We start from the raw sequence: 21,972 nt of genomic DNA on the forward strand, positions 1-21,972 counted from the left end.
CGTCACCGCCGCCGGTCGTCGCGCGTACGGAAGATGTCGCCGAACTCCAGGTCCCCCTCCAGGAACCGGCCGACGACGAAGCCGACGGCGCCCAGCGCCGCCACCAGCAGGAACGCGCCGAAGCCGCCGAAATACCCGGCGAAACCCAGCGCCATTCCGGCGATCAAGCCGACTACGGCCATGCTCATGCTGCGCTCCTCAGCTCATCGTCGTACGCGGCTCACTGGAGCCGGGGCTCCGGTTCCTCTTCCTCGTCCTCGGGCAGCTTCACGTCGCTCACCGCGATGTTGACCTCCACGACCTCCAGGCCCGTCATCCGCTCGACGGCGGCGACGACGTTCTCCCGCACGTCGCGTGCGACGTCGGCGATGGCGACGCCGTAGACCACGACGATTTCCAGGTCGAGCGCGGTCTGCACCTCGCCGACCTCGGCCTTCACTCCGCGTGTCACCGACTTGGCCCCGCCGGGCACCCGGTCCCGTACGGCCCCGAAGGTCCGCGAGATGCCGCTGCCCATGGCGTGTACGCCGTCGACGTCCCGTGCCGCCAGTCCGGCGATCTTCTCGACCACCCCGTCGGCGATGGTGGTCCGTCCCCGGCCGGCGGGGTCTCCGCCGCCGCGCTTGGCCGACTGTGTCTTTCGGGCACCGGAGGTGTCGGGCAGTTCCCTGCCGCCCTGCGGCGCACCCGTCCGGTTCGGCTCGGTCATGTCACTCATGTCCGCACGTCCTTTTCGGTCGTCCTTATGACCACCGTAAGTGCCGTTGCCCGCTCGCGCGCCAGGGATGCGGCACGCTGGAGGAATGACGGCTGATCGGTGGACACAGGCGGTGCGGCGACAGTTGGGCCTCGGCAGGCTCCTGCCGCTGGGCGGCCCGCGCGACGGGGTGTGGCTCGCGGAGGCCGCGGCCGGGGTGGTGCTGCGGCGTGCGGCGTTGGAGGTGCCGGGCGTACGGCCGGACGGGGTGCGGGTCGCCCTCGCCGACCCGGAGGACACCGACGAGCCCGTCGTGCCGCCCCCGCCCGGCGCCCTGCCGCCGGGCCCGCTGCGCGTGACGGCCGACTTCGCGGCGACGGCGGCGCAGCCGCTGCCGACGACGGCGGCCCGGCTCCGGGCGGCCCTGTCGGCCGCGGCGGCGGACCGGCTGGGGCTGCGGGTGACGGAGGTGGACCTTCGGGTGACGGCGTTGCTGGACTCCGACACGGGGCCCGGTCCGGGCGGAGCCGGGGGTCCCGGCGAGGTCGGGGGTACCGGTGGAACCGTAGGGCCCGGCGGCGCGGAGGGGCCCGGCGGCGCGGAGGATTCCGGTGCGTCCGGCGGCGCGGAGGCGGACGGCGACGACCGTGCCGCGGACTCCGGGGACGCCGACCGCGTCGCCCGTGCCGTGCTCGCCGTCCCCGGTGTCGCCCGGCTGAGCGGCCCGTTGGGGCGGCCGGTGCGGATCGCGGAGACGGCGGGAGAGGCGGCGCTGCCGAGGCGGCACGTTCAGGTGCAGTGCGCCGTGCGCGCGGACCACCGGACCCTGGACGTGGCCCGGGAGGTCCGCGCACGGGCGGGTGAGGCGCTGCCGGACCGGCCGACGGTGACGGTCCTGGTCACCGCCGTGGAGTGACGGCGCGGGACGGGTCAGTCGCCGATCCCGGCCAGATCGCGCAGCCGGCGTGCCTGCGCCGCGCGTTCGGCGACGCGCTGGGCCTCGTAGTCCCGGTCGAGCGCGCCGCGCAGCAGCGCCTTGGTCTCGACGAGCGCGTCGCGGGGCGCGGCGAGCAGCGCCGACGCCAGGTCGCGTACGGCGTCGTCGAGCTGGTCGGCGGGCACGGCGAGGTTGGCGAGGCCCGTGGCGACGGATTCCTCGGCCGTGACGAAGCGCCCGGTCGCGCAGATCTCCAGCGCGCGGGCGTATCCGACGAGACCGACGAGCGGATGGGTGCCGGTCAGGTCGGGCACCAGTCCGAGGCTGGTCTCGCGCATGGCGAACTGCACGTCGTCCGCGACGACGCGCAGGTCACAGGCGAGCGCGAGCTGGAAGCCCGCCCCGATGGCGTGCCCCTGGACAGCGGCGACGGACACGATGTCGCTGCGCCGCCACCAGGTGAACGCCTCCTGGTACTCGGCGATGGTCGCGTCGAGCTCGGCGTCGCCGCCGCGCGCGAGGTCGATGAACGACGGTTCCCCGTCGAATCCCTCGGGCGTGAACGCCTGCCGGTCGAGCCCGGCCGAGAACGACTTGCCCTCGGCGCGCAGCACGACGATCCGGACGGCGCCCGGCAGCAGCCGGCCCGCCTCGGCCAGCGCCCGCCACAGAGCGGGGCTCTGCGCGTTGCGCTTGGCGGGGTTGGTCAGCGTCACCGTGGCGATCGCGTCGTCGACGGTGAGCCGTACCCCGTCCTTGTCGAGTACCGGACCGAGGTCCTTGGCGGGCGAAGCCATGGGGCGCCTCCGATGGGTGCGGTCAGTGCGGATGCCGTACGGAAGTCCGTACGGGCACCCTTAAGTGACTGCACAGTAACCACCCGGCCGGTTGGTCCGCCGACCGGGTGGCCACCATCGGAGCCGTGGGGCCACCCGGGGTGTCAGGCCGATGCGGCCTTCTTGCCCCGCGTCGCCCCGCCACGCCCTCGTAGCGTGACGCCCGACTCACTGAGCATGCGGTGCACAAAGCCATACGAGCGGCCGGTCTCCTCGGCCAACGCCCGGATGCTCGCACCGGCGTCGTACTTCTTCTTCAGGTCTGCCGCGAGCTTGTCGCGCGCGGCGCCGGTCACCCGGCTGCCCTTCTTCAGAGTCTCGGCCACCCGTGCCTCCTCATGGGAAGTGCGCTCTGGTCTCCTCATGATCACCCCTCCGGGGCAGGATGGCCACCCATTCGGCAAGGTCCGTGAGACATCGTTGTGACGACGGGAGCGCGTCCGCACAAGCGGAATCAACTATTCCACGTTGTGCGGTCCGTACGTCCGAACGGGTTGTTCCGTGAAGTTCCTGGTCAGGGAAGCGCGACGGCCGACCCCTCGGGCAGCAAGGGATCGGCCGCGAAATCCGTGTAGGACACACCTCGATACGAGGAGATCTCACTCAGATGGTGGATCACCGATGGGCCGAATGATCCATACGGAGTGGATCAGTACGGTCCGGTCCCGTCCGGGCGGGGTCAGGCGAGGGCGACGAGGTCCGCGTAGTCGGAACCCCACAGGTCCTCGACGCCGTCGGGGAGCAGGATGATCCGCTCCGGCTGGAGCGCCTCGACGGCGCCCTCGTCGTGGGTGACGAGGACGACGGCGCCCTTGTAGGTGCGCAGCGCGCCGAGGATCTCCTCGCGGCTGGCCGGGTCGAGGTTGTTGGTGGGCTCGTCCAGGAGCAGCACGTTCGCCGAGGAGACCACCAGGGTGGCGAGGGCGAGCCGGGTCTTCTCGCCGCCGGAGAGGACACCGGCCGGCTTGTCGACGTCGTCGCCGGAGAACAGGAACGAGCCGAGCACCTTGCGGACCTCCACGAGATCCAGGTCGGGTGCGGCGGAGCGCATGTTCTCCAGGACCGTGCGGTCGGGGTCGAGGGTCTCGTGCTCCTGGGCGTAGTAGCCGAGCTTGAGGCCGTGGCCGGGGACGACCATGCCGGTGTCGGGCTGCTCGACGCCCGCGAGCAGCCGCAGCAGGGTCGTCTTGCCGGCGCCGTTGAGGCCGAGGATGACGACGCGGGAGCCCTTGTCGATGGCCAGGTCGACGTCCGTGAAGATCTCCAGGGAGCCGTACGACTTCGACAGGCCCTCGGCCATCAGCGGGGTCTTCCCGCACGGCGCGGGCTCGGGGAAGCGCAGCTTGGCGACCTTGTCGGACTGGCGCACGGCCTCCAGGCCGGCCAGCAGCTTGTCCGCGCGGCGGGCCATGTTCTGCGCGGCGACCGTCTTGGTGGCCTTGGCGCGCATCTTGTCGGCCTGCGAGTGCAGGGCGGCGGCCTTCTTCTCGGCGTTGGCACGCTCGCGCCTGCGGCGCTTCTCGTCGGCCTCGCGCTGCTGCTGGTAGAGCTTCCAGCCCATGTTGTAGATGTCGATCCGGGCGCGGTTGGCGTCCAGGTAGAAGACCTTGTTGACGACCGTCTCGACCAGGTCGACGTCGTGGGAGATCACGATGAAGCCGCCGCGGTAGGTCTTCAGGTAGTCGCGCAGCCACACGATCGAGTCGGCGTCGAGGTGGTTCGTCGGCTCGTCGAGCAGCAGGGTGTCCGCGTCGGAGAACAGGATGCGGGCCAGTTCGACGCGGCGGCGCTGACCGCCGGAGAGCGTGTGCAGGGGCTGGCCCAGCACCCGGTCGGGCAGGTTCAGCGCGGCGGCGATGGTGGAGGCCTCGGCCTCGGCGGCGTACCCGCCCTTGGTGAGGAACTCCGTCTCCTGGCGCTCGTACTGCCTGAGCGCCTTCTCGCGGGTGGCGCCCTGGCCGTTGGCGATACGCTGCTCGTTGTCGCGCATCTTGCGGATCAGGACGTCCAGACCACGCGCGGACAGGATGCGGTCGCGGGCGAGGATGTCGAGGTCGCCGGTGCGGGGGTCCTGCGGGAGGTAGCCGACCTCGCCGGAGCGGGTGATGGTGCCGGCGGCCGGGATGCCGTCGCCGGCGAGGCACTTGGTGAGGGTGGTCTTGCCCGCGCCGTTGCGGCCGACGAGGCCGATGCGGTCGCCCTTGGCGACGCGGAAACTGGCGCTTTCGATGAGGACACGGGCACCGGCGCGCAGCTCGATGCCGGAGGCGGAGATCACGGGTCAGACTCCAGGGCGGGTGGTGGCGGGATGGGCGGCTGGGGGCGTTCCCGCCGTCTAATGCGCGAGGAGAATGGCCATGGGGGCCAGTCTAGCGGGGCCGTGCAACCACTTTTCTGCGTTCGCGTGTTCGATCATCGGCCCGGGTCGCGCCGGGGGCCGTTGTCGGTGGCGGCTGCCAGACTTGACGGCAGGTGATGGTTCCGGCAGTGATCACAAGGGAGTGATCGGCATGGCAGGCACGGTCGGCGGACCCCCGAGCATCTATCCGACGCTGTTGTACGCGGACGCGAAGGCGGCGATCCGGCAGCTCACGGAGGCCTTCGGCTTCACGGAGCTGTCGGTCTACGAGGCCGAGGACGGCACGGTGATGCACGCCGAGCTGGCCCAGGGCAACGGCGCGGTGATGCTCGGCTCCAAGGGCCGCGGCGGCACGTTCGACGCGGCGATGAAGGACGCGGGCACCACCGGGGTGTACGTCGTCGTGGACGACGTCGACGCGCACCACCAGCGGGCCGTGGAGCACGGCGCGGAGATCCTGATGCCCCCGACGGACCAGGACTACGGCTCGCGGGACTACATGGCCCGGGACCGCGAGGGCAACCTCTGGAGCTTCGGCACGTACGCACCGGCGCTCGGCGGCTGACACCGGGCGGCCCCGGCGGTCAGCTGCCCCCGGTGTGCACCTGGAAGGCGGCCCGGCGCACGGCCTTGGCCAGCGCCGGATCGGGGTGCGCGGCGGCCAGCGCGACCAGCACCTGCACGGTGCGCGGGTGTCCCACGGCGCGCACCTCGTCCAGGAGCGCCGGGACGGTGGGCTGCACCGCGGACTCCAGGTGCCGGACGAGCAGCGGGGCCTCGCCGTGGTCGGCGACGGCGGCCGCGGTGTCGACCCACAGCCAGGTCGCCTCCTCGCGGGTGAGGACCTCGTGGGCGTCCTCGGGGTCGACGCCGTCGTGCTCGGCGAGCCACAGCAGCGCGTACGGCCGCAGCGTCGGCTCGTCGAGCACGGCGCGGACGTCGGGCTCGGCGGGGGCGCCGACGACGCGCAGCGCCTCGAAGGCCAGTCCGCGCAGCAGGGCGTCCTCGCCGCGGGCGGCGCCGAGCAGTTCGGTGACGGCGCTGCCGACGGGGCGGGCGGCGAGCCAGGCGCGGTACTCGGCGCGGGCCGCGTTCGGGCGGAGCTGGGCGCAGCCGCGCAGCATGGCCTCGGCGGACTGCTCGATGTTCCCCGCGGGGCTCTGCGCGGCGACGCAGATCTGCTCCAGTTTGACCCAGACCGCCCAGCTGCCGAGCGGGGTGAGCGTGGCCTGCCCGTCGCCGTAGGTGAGGGCGCCTACCGAGGCGAGCGCGCGCAGCGCCCAGTCGAGGAGCGGGGCGAGCGGGGTGTCGTCGACCGGCTGGGGCGCGACGGGCTCGGGCTGGGGGCCGTAGGGGATTTCGCAGCGCTCGGTGCGCAGTTCGGTGACGCGCTGCTCCAGGAGGTCGAGGAGCTGGGCGACGGGGACGGGTCCGGCGGACAGCTGGAGGAAGGAGAGCACCTGCGGCATGGCCGAGACGACCTCGGCGACGGCGGCGGGCGCGTGGCCGGCGGGCTCCGGGCAGGCGAGCGACCAGGCGTCGAACAGGGCGACCCAGCCGCGCAGTACGGCGCTGTCGTCGCGGTTCCAGGCGCGCAGCCGCCAGCCGGGGCGGGCGCGCCCGCCGTGCACCTCGACGAGGCCGGCGAGGCGGGCGGTGTCCCAGTCGGCCCGCACCTGAGCCGCGGTCAGGCCGAGGTCCTGGGCGGCCTGTTCGGCGGTCGCGTCGGAGAGGGTGGCCTTGCCGTCGGCGGTGGCGCCGCCGCGGCCGGGGCCGAGGGCGCTGTCGGCCCAGCGGGCCACTCGGGCGGCGCCGGCCAGCTCCGAGCGTGCCATTCCGGCCAGTTCGGACCGGGCGGGAGTGCCCTCCGGGGGGCGCGGGGCGGGGCGGCGCGAGGGCCGCTGGTCCATGGTTCTCGGGGCAGCGGCCAGGGGTCGCGGGCGGACGAGTCGGAGCCTGGAGTCGCGCGGGATACGGGACGTCACGGGTGCAGTCTTCCGGTTGACGGTCCGAAAACCCAAACGGAATGCCCCTGGGGGTCGCGGGGACGGTCCGGGCACCGGGTTCCGCGCGTGGTGAGGGGCCCGGAACAGGCCAGCCGTACGGCATTAAACGGAATCGCCGGGGAGGTGGCGGGGCCGGGCTCACATGAGGGGGGTCAGGAAGCGGCGCAGGGCCTCTTCGTAGCCGTCCGGGTCCGCGTTCCACATGGCGCCGTGGGGAGCGTCGCGGACGGTGTGCAGGGCGACGAGGTCGGGCCGGGAGTCGGCGAGCCGGCGGGACAGCTGCCAGGGGGCGACCCGGTCGTCGGGGCCGTGCACGACGAGCGTCGGGATGTGCAGGCCGCCGACGCGGGCGGTGTCGGCGGAGGAGCCGCCCAAGCGGCCCTGTGCGGCGCGCACCGCGAGGGGCAGCAGCACGCCGGGGGTGCGGCGGGCGGCGGCGAGGGCGCGCAGCGTGGTCTCCCAGTGGAGCACCGGCGAGTCCAGCACCAGTCCGGAGACGCGGTCGCGCAGCTCCGAGCGGGCGGCGGCGCGCAGCGCCATGGTGGCGCCGGTGGACCAGCCGTGCAGGACGACCCGGCGGGCGCCGGACCGCACGGCGTGGTGGATCGCCGCGTCCAGGTCGCGCCACTCGGTCTCGCCGAGGTGGTTGAGTCCGTCGGGCGGGCGGGGGGCGCCGAGGTCGCCGCGGTAGGCGAGGGCGAGCACCGGGAAGTGGTGGCGGTGCAGGAACGCCATGACGTTCATGGTGAGTTCGCGGGTGGCGCCGAGGCCGTGCACCGCGATGACCCAGGTGTCCCGGTTGCCCGGCACGAACCAGGCCGGGAGGGCGCCGAGTTCGCCGGGCACGGCGACGTCGGCGTGGTCCAGGCCGAGGGCGGTGCCCGGGTTGCCGATGTGGAGGTTGGGGGTGAGCCAGGCCCTGTCGCCGGGTTCGAGGGTGCCGTGCGTGACGCGTTCCAGACGGCGTACGACGGTGTCGGCGGTGTGCTCGGCGGCGGGCAGGACGGGGCCGACGACCGCGTGGGAGCCGTCGCCGGCGAGGCCGTAGCGGCCGGGGCGCAGGGCGGCCGGGTCCCGGGTGAGCGCGACGCGGCCCGCGGCCGTGCCGTGCACGGTGAGGCGGGGCTCGGTCGGCAGGGGCCGGCCCGGGGGCGCCTTGAGCGCCGCGTCGCCGGCGAACCGGCCGACGGCGACGCTCGCGGCGCCGGCGGCCAGGGCTGCGGTGACGGCGGCGGCCGTCGCTTTGACTGTGCGCACCCGTCCAGTGTCCTGGTGGACCCGCCCACCGGCCAGTGGACGGGCCCGTGCCGGTCAGCGGCGCTGCCCGTAGCCCCGCAGCTTCTCCTGCACCTCGGTCAGCTGCTCCCGTGTCAGGAGTGCCGGGGCCGTGCCCGGGACGGACGACGCCGTGAGCCACAGGCGGCACATCCACTCCAGCTGGGCCGTGCGGTCGTAGGCCTGGTCGAGGGTGGCGCCGTAGGTGACGGTGCCGTGGTTCTGGAGCAGGCAGCCGGTGCGGTCGGTGAGGGCCGTGAGCATGTGCTCGGCCAACTCCGCGCTGCCGTAGGTCGCGTAGGGGGCGACCCGGACGGGGCCGCCGAGGGCGGCGGCCATGTAGTGGATGAGCGGCAGCTCGGGCACGAGCGTCGAGACGGCGGTCGCGTGCACGGCGTGGGTGTGGACGACGGCGCGGGCGTCCGTGGTGCGGTACACGGCGAGGTGCATGGGCAGTTCGCTGGTCGGGACCAGGGTGCCGAGCACCTGCCGGCCGTCGAGGGCGACGCCGGTGATGTCGTCCGCCGTCAACCGGTCGTAGGGGACGCCCGACGGGGTGACCAGGACGGTGTCGCCGACGCGTACCGAGACGTTGCCGGAGGTGCCGACGACCAGGCCGTCGCAGACCGTCCGGCAGGCCGTCGCGACCAGCTCGCTCCAGGCCTCCGCCTCCGCTTCACTCCGGGCGTGCGCCTCCGCGTCGCCCGCGCGCCTGTCCCCCGCCACCTCTGCCTCCTCGCGGTGCTCTGCCATGCCGCGATCCTGCCAGGCCGGCGGGGGTGACGAAGGTCTCTTCCGCGGGTCGCGGGACCGGGCCGGAGGGCGGCCGGGGGCGCACGGCCGTCCGGGCGCCGGGCGCCGGGGCCAGAAGGGCGCGACAACCCCCTTCCACAGACACCCTCAAGCCCCTCTCAGTTCATCTTCCGTTCACCCTGGTTACCTACGTTCGTCCGGACAACGACCTCGAACGATTGCCTGGGTAAATGGAAAGCTTCTCGCTGATCCTCGCGATTGTGGTGGTAACCGCACTCGCGTTCGATTTCACGAACGGTTTCCACGACACCGCCAACGCGATGGCCACCACCATTTCGACCGGTGCGCTCAAGCCCAAGGTCGCGGTGGCCATGTCCGCCGTGCTGAACCTCGTGGGCGCCTTCCTCTCGGTGGAGGTCGCCAACACGATCTCCAAGGGTCTCGTCGACGAGTCCGGCATCCGTCCCGAGGTCATCTTCGCCGCACTGGTCGGCGCGATCCTCTGGAACCTGCTGACCTGGCTGGTCGGTCTGCCGTCCAGCTCGTCGCACGCCCTCATGGGCGGTCTGATCGGCGCCACCATCGCCTCCGCCGGCATCGGCGCGGTGCACGGCGACGTGCTCGTCACCAAGGTGCTGATCCCGGCGATCGCCGCCCCGCTCGTCGCGGGCGTCGCCGCGATGATCGCCGCCCGGCTGACCTACACCCTCGGCAAGAAGGCCGACGGCAAGGCCGCCGCGAAGGGCTACCGCTCCGGACAGATCGCCTCCGCCGGCCTGGTCTCCCTCGCCCACGGCACCAACGACGCCCAGAAGACGATGGGCATCATCACCCTCGCCCTGGTCGCCGGCGGCGCCGTCGCCCCCGACTCCGACCCGCCCATGTGGGTCATCCTCTCCGCGGGCATCGCCATCGCGCTGGGCACCTACCTCGGCGGCTGGCGCATCATCCGCACCATGGGCAAGGGCCTGACCGACCTCCAGCCGCAGCAGGGCTTCGCCGCCCAGACCAGCGCGGCCACGGTCATCCTGGCCTCCTCCCACCTGGGCTTCTCCCTCTCCACCACGCACTCCGTGTCCGGTTCGGTGATGGGCGCGGGCCTCGGCCGCAAGGGCGGCGTGGTCCGCTGGTCGACGGCCACCCGGATGTTCATCGCCTGGGGTCTGACGCTGCCGGCCGCGGCCCTGGTCGCCGCCCTCGCCGAGTGGGTCTGCGGCCTGGGCGACTGGGGCACGGCGCTCGTCGCGGTCTTCCTCGTCGCCTCCAGCTTCGCGATCTGGAAGATCTCCCGCCGCGAGATCGTCGACCACACGAACGTCAACGACACCGAGGAGCCGGCCGGCGTGGTGACCACCGCGATGGCCGCCGTCACCCCGCCCCCCGCGGGCACCGTGGCCGAGGGGCTCTCGGCGACCATCCCGGCCCAGGCCACCGCCGACCCCAAGACCCCGTCGGCCACCACGACCGTCTGACCCGGCGCCCCGGTTCGACCGGTACGCCAGGTACGAAGGAAGAGAAGCAGCATGAAGATCGACTGGGCGGCCCTCGGCTCCGTCTTCGGAGTCAGCCTCGTGGTCACCGTGGCCCTCGTGGCCCTGTTCACCATCGGCATCGCCGGACTGTCCCGCCGTGAGCGGGCCGCCGAGCAGGGCGGCTCCGCGGCCCTCGCGGTCACCGGCGCGTACGCGTGCTTCGCGGCGTGCGCGGCGGCCGTGGGCTACGGCATCTATCTGATCGTCGCCTGACGCGACCACGCTCGGGCACCGCGGGGTGCGGGACGGACCACCGTCCCGCACCCCGTTTCGTCGTGCTCCGACCTCTGCCGAAGGCACCGCCGTGTGGGCCTTCGCACACTCCGCCCTCGCAGGTCAAAGGCAAGTTGACGGGTGTTCCCGGGCATGGTGGACTTCCTCGGGCCAAGTACGGCGGCAAGAGAGGAAGCCGGTGCGAATCCGGCGCGGTCCCGCCACTGTCACCGGGGTGAACCCCGGGAGCCAGGAACTCTCACCGCCGGTCTCGTCGAACCAGGGCGCGGACACCCTGAGTGAGGACATATCGCCATGCGCGGCTGCCGATCGAGGTACACCACCACCGACCCGTCTGTGACAGCGGTCGGCTGAACGATGGGTGCCGACCGCGTTTTCGCGTACGGCGCCGCCACCGGCCTCCTGGGCGACCTGCTCCTCGGCGATCCGCGCCGGGGGCATCCGGTCGCCGTGTTCGGGCGGGCCGCGGGCGCCGTGGAACGGGTGTTGTGGCGGGACCACCGCGGGTGGGGCGCGCTGCACACCGCCGTCTGTGCCGGCGGGGCCGTCGCGGCCGCCGCCCTCGCCGCCCGAGCCGTACGCCGCTCCCCCGCCGCCTCCGTCGCGCTGACCGGCGCCGCCACCTGGGCCGTCGTCGGCGGTACCTCGCTCGCCCGTGAGGCGCGGGCCGTCGGGCGGGCGCTGGAGGCCGGGGACGTCGACGCCGCGCGGGCCCGGCTGCCGCATCTGTGCGGGCGCGATCCGCAGGCGCTGGACGCCGACGGCATCGCCCGGGCCGTGGTCGAGTCCGTCGCCGAGAACACCTCGGACGCCGTGGTGGGCGCCCTGGTGTGGGGTGCCGTCGGCGGTGTGCCGGGGCTGGTGGGTTTCCGGGCCGTGAACACGCTGGACGCGATGGTCGGTCACAAGTCGCCGAGGTACCGCCGTTTCGGCTGGGCCTCGGCCCGGCTGGACGACGTCGCCGGCTGGCCCGGCGCCCGGCTGACCGCCGCCCTCGCCGCCGCCGGCGGCAACCCCCGGGGCGCGCTGCGGGCCTGGCGTGCCGACGCCGGCAAGCATCCGAGCCCCAACGCCGGGCCCGTGGAGGCCTCGTTCGCCGGTGCCCTCGGGGTGCGGCTGGGCGGCACGCTGTCCTACGGCGGGCGGGTCGAGCACCGGCCCGTGCTCAACGGGGCGGCGGGACGCGCCGTCGAGGTACGGGACATCGACCGGGCCGTGCGGCTGTCGCGGCGCGTGGGTCTGCTCGCGTTCGGCGTGTGCGTGGCCGGACGGCTTCTCCTTAAGGGGCGTGCATCGTGAACGGTGGGGGTCTGCTCGTCGCCGGCACCACCTCGGACGCCGGCAAGAGCGTCGTCACGGCGGGGATCTGCCGGTGGCTGGTGCGGCAGGGCGTGAAGGTGGCGCCGTTCAAGGCGCAGAACATGTCGCTGAACTCCTTCGTGACCCGCGAGGGCGCGGAGATCGGGCGGGCGCAGGCCATGCAGGCACAGGCGTGCCGCATCGAGCCGACCGCGTCGATGAACCCCGTGCTGCTGAAGCCGGGCGGCGAGCAGAGCAGCCAGGTCGTGCTGCTGGGCAGGCCGGTGGGCGAGCTCAGCGCCCGCGGCTACCACGGCGGACGGCAGCAGGCGCTGCTGGGCACGGTGCTGGACTGCCTCGCCGAGTTGCGGGGCACGTATGACGCGGTGATCTGTGAAGGGGCGGGCAGCCCGGCCGAGATCAACCTGCGCCGGACGGACATCGTGAACATGGGCATCGCCCGGGGCGCCCGGCTGCCCGTGCTCGTCGTCGGCGACATCGACCGCGGCGGCGTCTTCGCGTCGTTCTTCGGCACGGTCGCGCTGCTCTCGCCCGAGGACCAGGAGCTCGTCGCGGGCTTCCTCGTCAACAAGTTCCGCGGGGACGTGTCCCTGCTGGAGCCCGGCCTCGACATGCTGCGGGACCTGACCGGGCGGCCCTCGTACGGGGTGCTGCCGTTCAGGCACGGGCTGGGCATCGACGAGGAGGACGGGCTGGCCGTCTCCCTGCGCGGGACGGTGCGGGAGTCGGACACCGCGCCGCCCGTCGGTCAGGACGTGCTGCGGGTCGCGGTGTGCGCGGTGCCGCTGATGTCGAACTTCACCGACGTGGACGCGCTGGCCGCCGAACCGGGCGTCCTGGTGCGGTTCGTGGACCGGCCGGAGGAACTGGCGGACGCCGACCTCGTCGTCGTACCGGGCACCCGCGGAACCGTCCGGGCGCTGGAGTGGCTGCTGGAGCGGGGGCTGGCGGACGCCGTTGTGCGCCGGGCCGCCGAGGGGCGGCCCGTGCTCGGCATCTGCGGCGGCTTCCAGATGCTCGGCGAGCACATCGAGGACGACGTCGAGAGCCGCCGCGGGCACGTCGACGGGCTCGGCGTGCTGCCCGTGCGGGTGCGGTTCGCCCGCGAGAAGACCCTCACGCGGCCGGCCGGCGAGGCCCTCGGCGAGCCCGTCGAGGGGTACGAGATCCACCACGGGGTGGCCGAAGTCCTCGGCGGTGAGCCGTTCCTGGACGGCTGCCGGGTCGGCCAGGTCTGGGGCACGCACTGGCACGGCTCGCTGGAGTCGGACCGATTCCGGCGGGCGTTCCTGCGCGAGGTCGCGGCCGCCGCGGGCCGCCGCTTCGTGCCGGCCCCCGACACCTCGTTCGCCGCGCTGCGCGAGGAGCAGCTCGACCGGCTCGGCGACCTGATCGAACAGCACGCGGACACGGACGCGCTGTGGCGGCTCATCGAGTCCGGCGCGCCACAAGGACTGCCCTTCATTCCACCGGGAGCGCCCGCATGAGCACAGTGTTGTTGTTGTCGACCGCCGACACGGACCTGCTGGCGGCCCGTGCCTCCGGCGCGTCCTACCGGATCGGCAACCCCACCCGCGTGGACGTCGCCGGGGAGCTGCCCGCGCTGCTCGACGGCACGGACATCGCCGTCGTACGCCTCCTGGGCGGCAAGCGGGCCTGGGAGGACGGGCTGGCGGCGCTGAAGGCGTCCGGGGTGCCCACCGTCCTGCTGGGCGGCGAGGCCGTGCCGGACGCGGAGCTGATGGCCGAGTCGTCGGTGCCGGCCGGTGTCGTGGCGGAGGCGCTGAAGTACCTCGTGGAGGGCGGCGCCGACAACCTCACACAGCTCGCCCGGTTCCTGTCGGACACCGTGCTGCTGACCGGCGAGGGCTTCACCGAGCCGCAGAAGATGCCGGAGTACGGCGTGCACGGCGCCCGCGTGGCCGTCGAGGGCCGCCCGACGGTCGGCGTGCTGTTCTACCGGGCGCACGAACTGAGCGGCAACACCGCCTTCGTGGACACCCTGTGCGACGCGATCGAGGCGCACGGCGCCAACGCGCTGCCCGTGTACTGCGGTTCGCTGCGCGGCGCCGACGCCGGGCTGTACGAGCTGCTCGGCACCGCGGACGCCCTGGTCGCGACCGTGCTGGCGGCGGGCGGCACGCACGCCTCGCAGGCCTCGGCGGGCGGCGACGAGGAGGCGTGGGACATCGGCGCGCTCGCCGACCTGAACGTCCCCGTGCTGCAAGGGCTGTGCCTGACGTCGTCGCGGGCCGCCTGGGACGAGTCGGACGCCGCGCTGTCCCCGATGGACGCGGCGATGCAGGTGGCGATCCCGGAGTTCGACGGGCGCCTGATCACCGTCCCGTTCTCCTTCAAGGAGCAGGGCCCGGACGACGTGCCCGTGTACGTCGCCGACCCGGAGCGTGCCGCGCGGGTCGCCGGCATCGCCGTACGGCACGCCCGGCTCAAGCACAAGGCGAACGCCGACAAGAAGCTCGCGCTGGTCTTCACCGCGTACCCGACGAAGCACTCGCGGGTGGGCAACGCGGTCGGTCTGGACACGCCCGCGTCGGCGGTGCGGGTGCTCGACGCGCTGCGGGACGCCGGGTACGCGCTCACCGAATACCCGGACAACGGCGACGAGTTGATCCACCGGCTCATCGAGGCGGGCGGCCACGACGTCGAGTGGCTGACCGAGGAGCAGCTGGCCGCCGCGCCCGCGCGGGTGCCGCTGGCCGACTACCGGGCCTGGTTCGACACGCTCGACCCGGGGCTGAAGGACGCGATGCTGGAGGCGTGGGGCGAGCCGCCGGGCTCGCTGTACGTAGACGGCGACGACATCGTGCTCGCGTCGCTGCGGTTCGGGAACGTCGTGGTGATGATCCAGCCGCCGCGCGGCTTCGGGGAGAACCCGATCGCGATCTACCACGACCCGGACATGCCGCCCTCGCATCACTACCTGGCGGCCTACCGCTGGCTGGAGAACAGCTTCGGCGCCGACGCGATCGTGCACATGGGCAAGCACGGCACGATGGAGTGGCTGCCCGGCAAGGGCCTCGGCCTCGGCGGCGGCTGCGCCCCGGACGCCGTCCTCGGCGACCTGCCGCTGGTCTACCCGTTCATCGTCAACGACCCCGGCGAGGGCACGCAGGCCAAGCGGCGCGGGCACGCCACCGTCGTGGACCACCTGGTGCCGCCGATGGCGCGGGCCGACACCTACGGCGACCTGGCCAAGCTGGAGCAGCTCCTCGACGAGTACGCGCTCGTCTCCGACCTGGACCCGGTGAAGGCCCCGGCGGTGCGCGCGCAGATCTGGACCCTGGTCAAGGCCGCGGAACTGCACCACGACCTGCACGTGGACGAGCAGCCGGACGACGCGGAGTTCGACGAGTTCGTCATGCACATCGACGGCTATCTGTGCGAGATCAAGGACGTGCAGATCCGCGACGGCCTGCACATCCTGGGCGGCGGCCCGGTCGGCGAACCCCGCGTGAACCTGGTGCTCGCGGTGCTGCGGGCCTCGCAGGTGTGGGGCGGGCGGGCGAACGCGCTGCCGGGCCTGAGGGCCGCGCTGGCCGAGCACTTCGGGATGGTCGAGAAGGAGCTGCTGGCCGAGCCGGGCGCGCCGGTGAAGGTGCCGGCCGAACTGACCGACCTGGTCGAGGGCCCGGCCCGCACCGCCGCCGACACGATCGACCTGCTGGAGCAGCTGTGCCGGCGGTTCGCGGAGGGCATGGAGGCCCGCGACTGGGACGCGGCGGCGGTCCCCGCCCTCGTGCGTGAGGTCGTCGGCACCGAACTCCCCGACGCGGTCGCCGTGTTGAGGTTCGCCTGCGACGAGGTCGTGCCGCGGCTGGCCCGCACCACGGACGAGATCGGCCACATCCTGCGGGCACTGGACGGCGGTTACGTGCCCGCCGGTCCGTCCGGCTCCCCCACGCGCGGTCTCGTCAACGTCCTGCCGACCGGCCGGAACTTCTACTCGGTCGACCCCAAGGCGATTCCGTCCCGGCTGAGCTGGGAGGTCGGCCAGTCGCTCGCGGACTCGCTGGTCCAGCGGTACCTGCGGGACACCGGCGCGTACCCGAAGTCCGTGGGGCTCACGGTGTGGGGCACCTCCGCGATGCGCACGCAGGGCGACGACATCGCCGAGATCCTCGCGCTGCTGGGCTGCCGCCCGGTGTGGGACGACGCCTCGCGCCGCGTGACCGGCTTCGAGGTCGTGCCCCTGGCGGAGCTGGGCCGGCCGCGCATCGACGTCACGGTCCGCATCTCGGGCTTCTTCCGGGACGCCTTCCCGCACGTCGTCGGGCTGATCGACGACGCGGTGCGGGCGGTGGCCGACCTGGACGAACCGGCCGACTCCAACTACGTGCGGGCGCACGCCGACGCGGACACCGCCGAGCACGGCGACCGGCGGCGCGCGACCGCCCGCATCTTCGGCTCCAAGCCGGGCGCGTACGGCGCCGGTCTGCTGCCGCTGATCGACGCCCGCAACTGGCGCTCGGACGCCGACCTCGCCGAGGTGTACGCGGTGTGGGGCGGCTACGCCTACGGGCGCGGGCTGGACGGGCGGGCGGCGCGCGGCGACATGGAGACGGCGTTCAAGAGGATCGCGGTGGCGGCGAAGAACGTCGACACCCGCGAGCACGACCTCGTCGACGCCGACGACTACTTCCAGTACCACGGCGGCATGGTCGCCATGGTCCGGCACCTCACGGGCGCGAGCCCCGAGGCCTACGTCGGCGACTCGGCCACCCCGGACCAGGTGAAGACCCGCACGCTCGGCGAGGAGACGCACCGCGTGTTCCGCGCCCGCGTGGTCAACCCGCGCTGGATGGCGGCGATGCGCCGGCACGGCTACAAGGGCGCCTTCGAGATGGCGGCCACCGTCGACTACCTCTTCGGCTACGACGCCACGGCCGGGGTGGTGGACGACTGGATGTACGAGAAGCTCAGCGCGGAGTACGTCTTCGACCCGGAGAACCGGGACTTCATGAAGCAGTCCAACCCGTGGGCGCTGCGCGGCATCACGGAACGTCTGCTGGAGGCCGCGGACCGCGGTCTGTGGGCGGAGCCGGACGCGGAGACCCTGGAGCGGCTGCGCGCCACCTACCTGGAGCTCGAAGGCGACTTGGAGGGCGACCAGTGACCACCCCCTTTCCGTTCACGGCCGTTGTCGGTCAGGACGACCTCAGGCTCGCGCTGCTGCTGAACGCGGTCTCGCCGCAGGTGGGCGGCGTACTCGTGCGCGGCGAGAAGGGCACCGCCAAGTCCACGGCGGTGCGTGCCCTGTCCGCGCTGCTGCCCGAGGTGCCGGTCGTGCCCGGCTGCCGGTTCTCCTGCGACCCCGGCTCCCCCGACCCGGGGTGCCCGGACGGGCCGCACGAGGCCGGCGACGGGGTGAGCAGGCCCGCGCGCATGGTCGAACTGCCGGTCGGCGCCTCCGAGGACCGGCTCGTCGGCGCGCTCGACATCGAGCGGGCGCTCGCGGAGGGCGTGAAGGCCTTCGAGCCGGGGCTGTTGGCCGACGCGCACCGCGGCATCCTGTACGTGGACGAGGTCAACCTCCTGCACGACCACCTGGTCGACCTGCTGCTGGACGCCGCCGCCATGGGTGCCTCCTACGTGGAGCGCGAGGGCGTGTCCGTGCGGCACGCCGCGCGGTTCCTGCTCGTCGGCACGATGAACCCCGAAGAGGGCGAGCTGCGCCCGCAGTTGCTCGACCGGTTCGGGCTGACCGTCGAGGTCACCGCCTCGCGCGAGCCCGACCAGCGCGTCGAGGTGGTCCGGCGGCGGCTCGCCTACGACGACGACCCGGCCGGGTTCGCCGCGCGCTGGGCCGACGAGGAGGCCGCCGTGCGCGCCCGGATCGTGGCCGCGCGTGCGCTGCTGCCGCGGGTGCGCCTCGGCGACGGGGCGCTGCGGCAGATCGCGGCGACCTGTGCCGCGTTCGAGGTGGACGGCATGCGCGCCGACATCGTGATGGCGCGCACGGCGACCGCGCTGGCCGCGTGGGCGGGCCGCGGCGAGGTGCTGGCCGAGGACGTACGGCAGGCCGCGCTGCTCGCGCTGCCGCACCGCAGGCGCCGCAACCCGTTCGACGCGCCGGGCCTGGACGAGGACAAGCTGGACGAGACGCTGGAGGAGTTCTCCGGCGAGAGCGAGCACGAGAGCGACGACGACCCCGACCCGGACGGCCCCGGTGGTGGTGGCGGCGGTGGTCAGTCGCCGTCGGAGGGGCCCGGGGACGGGGATACCGGCGCGCGGCCGGAGGCCGGTGAGGACGGGGAGCCGCAGCCGTCCGGGGGCGCCGGGGAGCAGTCCGCCGTGCGGGCCGCCGAGCCGTTCCGCACCAAGGTGCTGAGCGTGCCCGGCCTCGGTGAGGGCGCCGCCGGGCGGCGTTCGCGGGCGCGGACCGAGCACGGCAGGACCACCGGGGCGCGGCGTCCGCGGGGGGCGCTGACCAAGCTGCATCTGGCGGCGACCGTGCAGGCGGCGGCCCCGCACCAGCGGGCGCGCGGCCGGTCGGGGCCGGGGCTGGTGGTGCGCCGGGACGATCTGCGGCAGGCGACGCGGGAGGGCCGCGAGGGCAACCTCGTGCTGTTCGTGGTGGACGCCTCCGGTTCGATGGCGGCGCGGCAGCGGATGAGCGCCGTGAAGGGCGCCGTGCTGTCGCTGCTGCTGGACGCGTACCAGCGGCGGGACAAGGTGGGGCTGGTGACGTTCCGGGGGTCGGCCGCCGACGTGGCGCTGCCGCCGACGTCGTCGGTGGACGCGGCGGCGGTCCGGCTGGAGTCGCTGCCGACCGGTGGCCGTACGCCGCTGGCGGCCGGGCTGCTCAGGGCGCACGAGGTGCTGCGGGTGGAGCGGCTGCGGGACCCGGCGCGCCGGGCGCTGGTGGTCGTGGTGACCGACGGGCGGGCCACGGGCGGCCCGGAGCCGGTCGCGCTGGCGGGGCGGGCGGCACGGCTGTTCGCGGCCGAGGGTGTCGCCTCGGTGGTGGTGGACTGCGAGTCGGGGCCGGTGCGGCTGGGGCTCGCCGGGCAGCTCGCGGGCGATCTCGGCGGTACGGCGGTGACGCTGGACGAGCTGCGGGCGGACTCGATCGCCGGTCTGGTCAGGGAAGTTCAGGGCAACAGGAGGGCGGCGTAATGCCTCAGGGACAGCCGAGTGTCATCCCCGACGACGGTCTGACGACGCGTCAGCGGCGCAACCGGCCGCTGGTCGTCGTGCACACCGGCGTCGGCAAGGGCAAGTCGACCGCCGCGTTCGGGCTCGCGCTGCGCGCCTGGAACCAGGGCTGGCCGATCGGGGTGTTCCAGTTCGTCAAGTCGGCGAAGTGGAAGGTCGGCGAGGAGAACGCGCTGCGCGTGCTGGGCGCCTCCGGCGAGGGCGGCACCGTCGACTGGCACAAAATGGGCGAGGGCTGGTCCTGGGTCCAGCGCGACGCGCAGATGGACAACGAGGAGAAGGCCCGCGAGGGCTGGGAGCAGGTCAAGCGGGACCTGGCCGCCGAGACGTACCGGCTGTACGTGCTGGACGAGTTCGCGTACCCGATGCACTGGGGCTGGGTCGACACCGACGAGGTGGTCGAGGTGCTGCGCGACCGGCCCGGCACCCAGCACGTGGTGATCACCGGGCGGAACGCGCCCGGCAAGCTGGTCGACTTCGCCGATCTCGTGACCGACATGTCCAAGGTGAAGCACCCGATGGACGCCGGGCAGAAGGGGCAGAGGGGCATCGAGTGGTGACAGCGTCCGTCCCACGGCTGGTCGTCGCCGCGCCCTCCTCGGGCAGCGGCAAGACCACCGTCGCCACGGGGTTGATGGCCGCGCTGACCGCGCGAGGGCTCGCCGTGTCCCCGCACAAGGTCGGCCCGGACTACATCGACCCCGGGTACCACGCGCTCGCCACCGGGCGCGCGGGGCGGAACCTCGACGCGTATCTGTGCGGGCCGGAGCTGATCGGGCCGTTGTTCGCGCACGGGGCGCGCGGCTGCGACATCGCCGTGGTCGAGGGTGTGATGGGGCTGTACGACGGTGCCGCCGGGGAGGGCGAACTGGCGTCCACCGCGCAGGTCGCCAAGCTGCTGCGGGCGCCGGTGGTGCTCGTGGTCGACGCGTCGTCGCAGTCACGGTCGGTGGCCGCTCTGGTGCACGGGTTCGTGACCTGGGACCCGGAGGTGCGGATCGGGGGCGTGATCCTGAACAAGGTCGCGTCCGACCGGCACGAGGGGTTGTTGCGGGAGGCGCTGGACTCCGTCGGGGTGCCGGTGCTCGGTGTGCTGCGGCGGGCCGCGCGGGTGGAGACGCCGTCCCGGCACCTGGGGCTGGTGCCGGTCGCCGAGCGGCGCGGCGGGGCCGTGGACGCCGTGGACGCCATGGGGGCGATGGTGGCCGGCGGATGCGATCTGGAGGCGCTGACGGCGCTGGCGCGCAGTGCGGGGGTGGTGCCGGGCACGGCCTGGGACGCGGCCGAGGCGCTGGCCGCCTCGCCCCCGGCGCCCCTGTCTTCCCCGTCTCCCCTGTCTCCTCGTGCCGTCCCGTCGCCGGGGGCCGCCGTCCCCGGACCGGCGCTCCGGTCCGCAGGGGCTGGTCCGCAGGCGCCGGACGGGCCGGTGGTCGCCGTCGCCGGGGGGTCCGCGTTCACGTTCTCGTACACCGAGCACGCCGAACTGCTCGCCGCCGCCGGGGCCGAGGTCGTCGCCTTCGATCCGCTGCGCGACGAGCGACTGCCCGACGGGACACGCGGGCTGGTGATCGGTGGCGGGTTCCCCGAGGTGTACGCCGCCGAGCTGTCCGCCAACGAGTCGCTGCGCGAGGCCGTTGCCGAGCTGGCCCTCGGGGGCGCTCCCGTCGCCGCCGAGTGCGCCGGGCTGCTGTACCTGTGCCGGGAGCTGGACGGGCTGCCGATGTGCGGGGTGCTCGACGCCACGGCCCGGATGACGGAGCGGCTCACCCTCGGGTACCGGGACGCCGTGGCCGTCGGGGACAGTTCGCTCGCCGTGGCCGGGACGCGGATGCGGGGCCACGAGTTCCACCGCACCGCCGTCGAGCCCGGCGCGGGCACCGAACCCGCCTGGGGCGTACGCGCTCCCGCGCGGCGGGTCGAAGGTTTCGTACAGCGCGGTGTGCACGCGAGTTATCTGCACACGCACTGGGCGTCCGCGCCCGGTGTCGCCCGTCGGTTCGTGGAGAGGTGCCGGACGTCATGAGCAGCAGGCTGATCGGAGTCGGGGTCGGTCCGGGCGATCCGGAGCTGGTGACCGTGAAGGGCGTCAACGCCCTGCGGGCCGCCGAGGTCGTCGTCGTCCCGGTGATGGACACCGGGGAGCGCGGGCGGGCCGAGGCGACCGTGCTGCGCTACGTGCCCGGGGAGAAGGTGGTCCGGGTCGTGTTCGCGCTGAACGAGCGCACCGACCGGGCCCGCCGCGAGGCCGCCTGGGACGCCGCGGGCGCGCGCGTCGCCGGGCTGCTGCGCAGCCACGGCTCCGTCGCCTTCGCGACCATCGGCGACCCCAACGTGTACTCGACGTTCACGTATCTCGCGCAGACCGTCGGCGAGCTGGTGCCCGGGACCGTCGTGGAGACCGTGCCCGGCATCACCGCCATGCAGGACCTCGCCTCCCGGTCGGGTGCCGTGCTGACGGAGGGGACCGAGCCGCTCACGCTGGTGCCGGTCACCGCCGGGTCCGCCGTGCTCAAGGACGCCCTGAACGGTCCCGGGACGGTCGTGGCGTACAAGTTCGGGCGGCAGGCCGGCGAGGTCGCCGAGGCGCTGCGCGAGACCGGGCGGATCGGCGACGCCGTGTGGGGGTCGGCGCTCGGGCTGCCCGAGGAGTCCATCCGGCCGGCCGGCGACCTGGACGGCGGGGCCCTGCCCTACCTGTCGACGCTCATCGCGCCCGCCCGGCGCGACGGCGGCCGGGGCGGCAAGCTGTGACCGTCCGGGCGACCGGCCGGGCCCGGCACGGGACGGCGCCCCCGCCGTCGGTCCGGCCCCCGGCCGCGCCCCTCCGGTGCCGGCGACCGCTGGACA

The 21,972-nt window shown here is 73.9% G+C and carries 19 protein-coding genes and 1 riboswitch; of the genes, 11 read left to right on the forward strand and 8 right to left on the reverse strand.

The features are described 5' to 3' along the window. Positions 1-2: 2 nt before the first annotated feature. The gene (locus QC282_RS00240) at positions 3-188 is read right to left on the reverse strand and encodes a hypothetical protein (protein WP_279547052.1); all 186 of its coding nucleotides are present in this window, start codon (positions 186-188) and stop codon (positions 3-5) included. A 32-nt stretch (positions 189-220) separates the two neighbouring features. Then, entirely contained in the window at positions 221-718 is a 498-nt protein-coding gene (locus QC282_RS00245) for an Asp23/Gls24 family envelope stress response protein (protein ID WP_279547053.1), read from the reverse strand. 85 nt (positions 719-803) lie between these two features. Here QC282_RS00245 and QC282_RS00250 point away from each other — a divergent pair, with 85 nt between their 5' ends. Then, complete coding sequence (locus QC282_RS00250) at positions 804-1,613, forward strand: nucleopolyhedrovirus P10 family protein (RefSeq protein ID WP_279547054.1); 810 nt, start codon at positions 804-806, stop codon at positions 1,611-1,613. A 14-nt stretch (positions 1,614-1,627) separates the two neighbouring features. Here QC282_RS00250 and QC282_RS00255 read toward each other — a convergent pair whose 3' ends face one another. From QC282_RS00255 to QC282_RS00265, 3 genes are all read right to left on the reverse strand, one after another. After that, entirely contained in the window at positions 1,628-2,431 is an 804-nt protein-coding gene (locus QC282_RS00255; protein ID WP_279547055.1) for an enoyl-CoA hydratase/isomerase family protein, read from the reverse strand. Between the two features lie 143 nt (positions 2,432-2,574). Then, positions 2,575-2,796 (reverse strand): helix-turn-helix domain-containing protein, encoded by a 222-nt coding sequence (locus QC282_RS00260; protein WP_018567695.1) that lies wholly within the window; start codon positions 2,794-2,796, stop codon positions 2,575-2,577. Between the two features lie 353 nt (positions 2,797-3,149). Continuing rightward, positions 3,150-4,748, reverse strand: coding sequence for an ABC-F family ATP-binding cassette domain-containing protein (locus tag QC282_RS00265; RefSeq protein ID WP_279547057.1), 1,599 nt, complete (start codon positions 4,746-4,748; stop codon positions 3,150-3,152). Between the two features lie 232 nt (positions 4,749-4,980). On the opposite strand from QC282_RS00265, the gene QC282_RS00270 reads away from it, so the two are divergent. After that, on the forward strand, positions 4,981-5,394 hold the full coding sequence (locus QC282_RS00270; RefSeq protein ID WP_279547058.1) for a VOC family protein: 414 nt from the start codon (positions 4,981-4,983) through the stop codon (positions 5,392-5,394). A 19-nt stretch (positions 5,395-5,413) separates the two neighbouring features. On the opposite strand, the gene QC282_RS00275 is transcribed toward QC282_RS00270, so the two are convergent. The 3 genes from QC282_RS00275 to QC282_RS00285 form a co-directional block, all read right to left on the reverse strand. Further along, positions 5,414-6,814: a hypothetical protein gene (locus QC282_RS00275; protein ID WP_279547059.1), complete on the reverse strand. Its 1,401-nt coding sequence runs from the start codon at positions 6,812-6,814 to the stop codon at positions 5,414-5,416. Between the two features lie 159 nt (positions 6,815-6,973). Continuing rightward, positions 6,974-8,092 (reverse strand): alpha/beta hydrolase, encoded by a 1,119-nt coding sequence (locus QC282_RS00280; RefSeq protein ID WP_279547060.1) that lies wholly within the window; start codon positions 8,090-8,092, stop codon positions 6,974-6,976. Between the two features lie 54 nt (positions 8,093-8,146). Continuing rightward, entirely contained in the window at positions 8,147-8,863 is a 717-nt protein-coding gene (locus QC282_RS00285; protein ID WP_279547061.1) for a class II aldolase/adducin family protein, read from the reverse strand. A 230-nt stretch (positions 8,864-9,093) separates the two neighbouring features. Here QC282_RS00285 and QC282_RS00290 point away from each other — a divergent pair, with 230 nt between their 5' ends. The 9 genes from QC282_RS00290 to cobI all read left to right on the forward strand — a co-directional run bounded on the left by QC282_RS00290 (position 9,094) and on the right by cobI (position 21,876). Continuing rightward, complete coding sequence (locus tag QC282_RS00290; protein ID WP_279547062.1) at positions 9,094-10,335, forward strand: inorganic phosphate transporter; 1,242 nt, start codon at positions 9,094-9,096, stop codon at positions 10,333-10,335. Positions 10,336-10,386: 51 nt separating this feature from the next. Further along, on the forward strand, positions 10,387-10,608 hold the full coding sequence (locus QC282_RS00295; RefSeq protein ID WP_279547063.1) for a hypothetical protein: 222 nt from the start codon (positions 10,387-10,389) through the stop codon (positions 10,606-10,608). A gap of 139 nt (positions 10,609-10,747) precedes the next feature. Further along, a riboswitch (cobalamin riboswitch) is annotated at positions 10,748-10,888 on the forward strand. A gap of 98 nt (positions 10,889-10,986) precedes the next feature. Further along, positions 10,987-11,928, forward strand: coding sequence for a cobalamin biosynthesis protein (locus QC282_RS00300; RefSeq protein WP_279547064.1), 942 nt, complete (start codon positions 10,987-10,989; stop codon positions 11,926-11,928). Continuing rightward, positions 11,925-13,436: a cobyric acid synthase gene (locus QC282_RS00305; RefSeq protein WP_279547065.1), complete on the forward strand. Its 1,512-nt coding sequence runs from the start codon at positions 11,925-11,927 to the stop codon at positions 13,434-13,436. Before QC282_RS00300 ends, QC282_RS00305 begins: the two co-directional genes overlap by 4 nt. Beyond that, positions 13,433-17,083 (forward strand): cobaltochelatase subunit CobN, encoded by a 3,651-nt coding sequence (gene cobN / locus QC282_RS00310; protein WP_279547066.1) that lies wholly within the window; start codon positions 13,433-13,435, stop codon positions 17,081-17,083. Before QC282_RS00305 ends, cobN begins: the two co-directional genes overlap by 4 nt. Next, positions 17,080-19,086: a putative cobaltochelatase gene (locus tag QC282_RS00315; protein WP_279547067.1), complete on the forward strand. Its 2,007-nt coding sequence runs from the start codon at positions 17,080-17,082 to the stop codon at positions 19,084-19,086. The genes cobN and QC282_RS00315 overlap by 4 nt, the downstream gene beginning before the upstream one ends. After that, positions 19,086-19,685, forward strand: coding sequence for a cob(I)yrinic acid a,c-diamide adenosyltransferase (cobO, locus tag QC282_RS00320; protein ID WP_279547068.1), 600 nt, complete (start codon positions 19,086-19,088; stop codon positions 19,683-19,685). The genes QC282_RS00315 and cobO overlap by 1 nt, the downstream gene beginning before the upstream one ends. Beyond that, on the forward strand, positions 19,679-21,148 hold the full coding sequence (locus QC282_RS00325; RefSeq protein WP_279547069.1) for a cobyrinate a,c-diamide synthase: 1,470 nt from the start codon (positions 19,679-19,681) through the stop codon (positions 21,146-21,148). Before cobO ends, QC282_RS00325 begins: the two co-directional genes overlap by 7 nt. Next, on the forward strand, positions 21,145-21,876 hold the full coding sequence (cobI, locus tag QC282_RS00330) for a precorrin-2 C(20)-methyltransferase (RefSeq protein WP_279547070.1): 732 nt from the start codon (positions 21,145-21,147) through the stop codon (positions 21,874-21,876). The genes QC282_RS00325 and cobI overlap by 4 nt, the downstream gene beginning before the upstream one ends. Positions 21,877-21,972 lie beyond the last annotated feature (96 nt).

The organism is Streptomyces sp. DH24, assembly GCF_029813775.1.
Classification (GTDB): Bacteria; Actinomycetota; Actinomycetes; order Streptomycetales; family Streptomycetaceae; genus Streptomyces.